The 6,093-nt window shown below is 50.1% G+C and carries 1 protein-coding gene, 2 tRNA genes and 3 rRNA genes; all 6 read left to right on the top strand.

All coding sequences use genetic code 11. The features are described from left to right. Positions 1-136: 136 nt before the first annotated feature. Positions 137-1,677: ribosomal RNA gene (locus tag DBY90_RS12285) — 16S ribosomal RNA — on the top strand. 101 nt (positions 1,678-1,778) lie between these two features. Then, positions 1,779-1,855 (top strand) — tRNA-Ile (locus DBY90_RS12290). A gap of 5 nt (positions 1,856-1,860) precedes the next feature. Further along, positions 1,861-1,936, top strand: a tRNA-Ala gene (locus DBY90_RS12295). 431 nt (positions 1,937-2,367) lie between these two features. Next, positions 2,368-5,259, top strand: a 23S ribosomal RNA gene (locus DBY90_RS12300). Between the two features lie 95 nt (positions 5,260-5,354). After that, positions 5,355-5,468: ribosomal RNA gene (gene rrf, locus DBY90_RS12305) — 5S ribosomal RNA — on the top strand. The 16S, 23S and 5S rRNA genes sit together here with 2 tRNA genes alongside, the layout of an rRNA operon. Positions 5,469-5,816: 348 nt before the next feature. Beyond that, positions 5,817-6,093: ComEA family DNA-binding protein (locus DBY90_RS12310; RefSeq protein WP_107987323.1), on the top strand; the 277-nt coding region annotated here is incomplete at its 3' end.

Genomic DNA, 6,093 nt, shown 5'->3' on the forward strand with positions numbered 1-6,093 from the left:
GCTCTTTAACAAAACAGATTACCGATAAGTGTGAGTGCGACAGCCTCACACTGTTTGAAAGACAGACAAGATGATGTTTTAGACATTGTCCTGTCGGTTTCTTTGAAGCAGACCAGAAGTTAAAAAGTTAGAGATTGAACATAAGAGTTTGATCCTGGCTCAGATTGAACGCTGGCGGCATGCTTTACACATGCAAGTCGGACGGCAGCACAGGGAAGCTTGCTTCTTGGGTGGCGAGTGGCGAACGGGTGAGTAACATATCGGAACGTACCGAGCAGTGGGGGATAACTAATCGAAAGATTAGCTAATACCGCATATCTTCTGAGGAAGAAAGCAGGGGACCATTTGGCCTTGCGCTGTTTGAGCGGCCGATATCTGATTAGCTGGTTGGTGGGGTAAAGGCCTACCAAGGCGACGATCAGTAGCGGGTCTGAGAGGATGATCCGCCACACTGGGACTGAGACACGGCCCAGACTCCTACGGGAGGCAGCAGTGGGGAATTTTGGACAATGGGCGCAAGCCTGATCCAGCCATGCCGCGTGTCTGAAGAAGGCCTTCGGGTTGTAAAGGACTTTTGTCAGGGAAGAAAAGGACAGGGATAATACCCCTGTCTGATGACGGTACCTGAAGAATAAGCACCGGCTAACTACGTGCCAGCAGCCGCGGTAATACGTAGGGTGCGAGCGTTAATCGGAATTACTGGGCGTAAAGCGGGCGCAGACGGTTACTTAAGCAGGATGTGAAATCCCCGGGCTCAACCTGGGAACTGCGTTCTGAACTGGGTGACTAGAGTGTGTCAGAGGGAGGTAGAATTCCACGTGTAGCAGTGAAATGCGTAGAGATGTGGAGGAATACCGATGGCGAAGGCAGCCTCCTGGGATAACACTGACGTTCATGCCCGAAAGCGTGGGTAGCAAACAGGATTAGATACCCTGGTAGTCCACGCCCTAAACGATGTCGATTAGCTGTTGGGCAGCTTGACTGCTTAGTAGCGAAGCTAACGCGTGAAATCGACCGCCTGGGGAGTACGGTCGCAAGATTAAAACTCAAAGGAATTGACGGGGACCCGCACAAGCGGTGGATGATGTGGATTAATTCGATGCAACGCGAAGAACCTTACCTGGTCTTGACATGTACGGAACCCTCCAGAGACGGAGGGGTGCCTTCGGGAGCCGTAACACAGGTGCTGCATGGCTGTCGTCAGCTCGTGTCGTGAGATGTTGGGTTAAGTCCCGCAACGAGCGCAACCCTTGTCATTAGTTGCCATCATTAAGTTGGGCACTCTAATGAGACTGCCGGTGACAAGCCGGAGGAAGGTGGGGATGACGTCAAGTCCTCATGGCCCTTATGACCAGGGCTTCACACGTCATACAATGGTCGGTACAGAGGGTAGCCAAGCCGTGAGGTGGAGCCAATCTCACAAAACCGATCGTAGTCCGGATTGCACTCTGCAACTCGAGTGCATGAAGTCGGAATCGCTAGTAATCGCAGGTCAGCATACTGCGGTGAATACGTTCCCGGGTCTTGTACACACCGCCCGTCACACCATGGGAGTGGGGGATACCAGAAGTAGGTAGGGTAACCGCAAGGAGCCCGCTTACCACGGTATGCTTCATGACTGGGGTGAAGTCGTAACAAGGTAGCCGTAGGGGAACCTGCGGCTGGATCACCTCCTTTCTAGAGAAAGAAGAGGCTGTCGCATTCACACTTATCGGTAAACTGTAGAAGATGCGGAAAAATGCTTGAGTGAAGACAAGATTCGCTTAAGAAGAGAATCCGGGTTTGTAGCTCAGCTGGTTAGAGCACACGCTTGATAAGCGTGGGGTCGGAGGTTCAAGTCCTCCCAGACCCACCAAGAACGGGGGCATAGCTCAGTTGGTAGAGCACCTGCTTTGCAAGCAGGGGGTCATCGGTTCGATCCCGTTTGCCTCCACCAATACTTTCCAAATCAAAACGAGTTAAAAAGGCAGTGTAACTGCTTTCTTTTTTTCTAAAGAGAAGTCTGATGGTGAATCAGTTTGACGGAAAAAGAAAGGCTGCTATAATAATCAGCTCATTTTGATTTGCGAAGTAAATAGCAATATTGAACGCATCGATCTTTAACAAATTGGAAAGCCGAAATCAACAAACAAAGACAATGTGTCTGTTTTTGATGATTGACCGATTGCAAACGGTCAGTTATCTCCTAAATAGGAAAAGAAAAACAGGTGCAGTATTTGGGTGATGATTGTATCGACTTAATCCCGAAAGACAAAAGGCGGGATTAAGACACAACAAGCAGTAAGCTTTATCAAAGTAGGAAATTCAAGTTTGATGTTCTTGTCAACGGAATGTCAGGCAAAGTCAGAGAAGTTCTTGAAATGATAGAGTCAAGTGAATAAGTGCATCAGGTGGATGCCTTGGCGATGATAGGCGACGAAGGACGTGTAAGCCTGCGAAAAGCGTGGGGGAGCTGGCAATAAAGCTATGATCCCGCGATGTCCGAATGGGGAAACCCACTGCATTCTGTGCAGTATCCTAAGTTGAATACATAGACTTAGAGAAGCGAACCCGGAGAACTGAACCATCTAAGTACCCGGAGGAAAAGAAATCAACCGAGATTCCGCAAGTAGTGGCGAGCGAACGCGGAGGAGCCTGTACGTAATAACTGTCGAGATAGAAGAACAAGCTGGGAAGCTTGACCATAGTGGGTGATAGTCCCGTATTCGAAATCTCAACAGTGGTACTAAGCGTACGAAAAGTAGGGCGGGACACGTGAAATCCTGTCTGAATATGGGGGGACCATCCTCCAAGGCTAAATACTCATCATCGACCGATAGTGAACCAGTACCGTGAGGGAAAGGCGAAAAGAACCCCGGGAGGGGAGTGAAATAGAACCTGAAACCTGATGCATACAAACAGTGGGAGCACCCTTGTGGTGTGACTGCGTACCTTTTGTATAATGGGTCAACGACTTACATTCAGTAGCGAGCTTAACCGAATAGGGGAGGCGTAGGGAAACCGAGTCTTAATAGGGCGAACAGTTGCTGGGTGTAGACCCGAAACCGAGTGATCTATCCATGGCCAGGTTGAAGGTGCCGTAACAGGTACTGGAGGACCGAACCCACGCATGTTGCAAAATGCGGGGATGAGCTGTGGATAGGGGTGAAAGGCTAAACAAACTCGGAGATAGCTGGTTCTCCCCGAAAACTATTTAGGTAGTGCCTCGAGCAAGACACTGATGGGGGTAAAGCACTGTTATGGCTAGGGGGTTATTGCAACTTACCAACCCATGGCAAACTAAGAATACCATCAAGTGGTTCCTCGGGAGACAGACAGCGGGTGCTAACGTCCGTTGTCAAGAGGGAAACAACCCAGACCGCCAGCTAAGGTCCCAAATGATAGATTAAGTGGTAAACGAAGTGGGAAGGCACAGACAGCCAGGATGTTGGCTTAGAAGCAGCCATCATTTAAAGAAAGCGTAATAGCTCACTGGTCGAGTCGTCCTGCGCGGAAGATGTAACGGGGCTCAAATCTATAACCGAAGCTGCGGATGCTAGTTTACTAGCATGGTAGGGGAGCGTTCTGTAGGCCGATGAAGGTGCATTGTAAAGTGTGCTGGAGGTATCAGAAGTGCGAATGTTGACATGAGTAGCGATAAAGCGGGTGAAAAGCCCGCTCGCCGAAAGCCCAAGGTTTCCTACGCAACGTTCATCGGCGTAGGGTGAGTCGGCCCCTAAGGCGAGGCAGAAATGCGTAGTCGATGGGAAACAGGTTAATATTCCTGTACTTGATTCAAATGCGATGTGGGGACGGAGAAGGTTAGGTTAGCAAGCTGTTGGAATAGCTTGTTTAAGCCGGTAGGTGGAAGACTTAGGCAAATCCGGGTCTTCTTAACACCGAGAAGTGATGACGAGTGTCTACGGACATGAAGTAACCGATACCACGCTTCCAGGAAAAGCCACTAAGCTTCAGTTTGAATTGAACCGTACCGCAAACCGACACAGGTGGGCAGGATGAGAATTCTAAGGCGCTTGAGAGAACTCGGGAGAAGGAACTCGGCAAATTGATACCGTAACTTCGGGAGAAGGTATGCCCTCTAAGGTTAAGGACTTGCTCCGTAAGCCCTGGAGGGTCGCAGAGAATAGGTGGCTGCGACTGTTTATTAAAAACACAGCACTCTGCTAACACGAAAGTGGACGTATAGGGTGTGACGCCTGCCCGGTGCTGGAAGGTTAATTGAAGATGTGAGAGCATCGGATCGAAGCCCCAGTAAACGGCGGCCGTAACTATAACGGTCCTAAGGTAGCGAAATTCCTTGTCGGGTAAGTTCCGACCCGCACGAATGGCGTAACGATGGCCACACTGTCTCCTCCCGAGACTCAGCGAAGTTGAAGTGGTTGTGAAGATGCAATCTACCCGCTGCTAGACGGAAAGACCCCGTGAACCTTTACTGTAGCTTTGCATTGGACTTTGAAGTCACTTGTGTAGGATAGGTGGGAGGCTTTGAAGCAGAGACGCCAGTCTCTGTGGAGCCGTCCTTGAAATACCACCCTGGTGTCTTTGAGGTTCTAACCCAGACCCGTAATCCGGGTCGGGGACCGTGCATGGTAGGCAGTTTGACTGGGGCGGTCTCCTCCCAAAGAGTAACGGAGGAGTTCGAAGGTTACCTAGGTCCGGTCGGAAATCGGACTGATAGTGCAATGGCAAAAGGTAGCTTAACTGCGAGACCGACAAGTCGAGCAGGTGCGAAAGCAGGACATAGTGATCCGGTGGTTCTGTATGGAAGGGCCATCGCTCAACGGATAAAAGGTACTCCGGGGATAACAGGCTGATTCCGCCCAAGAGTTCATATCGACGGCGGAGTTTGGCACCTCGATGTCGGCTCATCACATCCTGGGGCTGTAGTCGGTCCCAAGGGTATGGCTGTTCGCCATTTAAAGTGGTACGTGAGCTGGGTTTAAAACGTCGTGAGACAGTTTGGTCCCTATCTGCAGTGGGCGTTGGAAGTTTGACGGGGGCTGCTCCTAGTACGAGAGGACCGGAGTGGACGAACCTCTGGTGTACCGGTTGTAACGCCAGTTGCATAGCCGGGTAGCTAAGTTCGGAAGAGATAAGCGCTGAAAGCATCTAAGCGCGAAACTCGCCTGAAGATGAGACTTCCCTTGTGGTTTAACCACACTAAAGAGTCGTTCGAGACCAGGACGTTGATAGGTGGGGTGTGGAAGCGCGGTAACGCGTGAAGCTAACCCATACTAATTGCTCGTGAGGCTTGACTCTATCATTTGAAGGACTTCAAATGATAAAAGCTTACTGACTGATTCAGTCATCACCAAATATATTGATTAAGGCTTTACCGATTTGTACAGTTTAAGTTTGGCGGCCATAGCGAGTTGGTCCCACGCCTTCCCATCCCGAACAGGACCGTGAAACGACTCAGCGCCGATGATAGTGTGGTTCTTCCATGCGAAAGTAGGTCACTGCCAAACACCTATTCTAAGCCCCTGACAGTTGTCGGGGGCTTTTACTTTGTATCGTTGACAGGTTTGGCGAACCGGACATCCCTGCCTTGATAGCGGCGGTGGGGCGGAATGGGGTAATACTCTGAATGCTCCGGTTGTAGAAGAATGGGCTTTTGAGAATGTGGGTGGGGCCGCTTCGAAATTGAGGTGGGTTCGTAGATGTTGTAAAATCAATACATTGAGAGATAGTAAAGTTGGAAATATTTAAAATTGTTTGAACTAAAATGATGTAAAGTATATGATAATAAAATATATAGTGGTAACGCATTCCAGGCGTTACCGTCCATATTAACGAAATGATAGGAAAACGCCCTTATGAAAAAATTCCTCTTTGCCGCACTCTCCGTTCTGACCGCCTCGCTGTCGCTGGCCGCCGTCAACATCAATACTGCTTCCCCGTCCGAATTGGAAGCCCTGCCCGGCATCGGTCCGGCCAAAGCGAAAGCCATTGTGGACTACCGCCAGCAGCATGGTGCCTTCAAATCGGTGGAAGAGCTCAAAAACGTTAAAGGCATCGGCGAGGGTATCTTCTCCAAACTGAAGGCCGAAGCAACCGTCGCGCCCGCACCTGCAAACACAAAAGCTAAAAACG

It is taken from the genome of Neisseria mucosa, from assembly GCF_003044445.1.
Taxonomy (GTDB): Bacteria; Pseudomonadota; Gammaproteobacteria; order Burkholderiales; family Neisseriaceae; genus Neisseria; species Neisseria mucosa_A.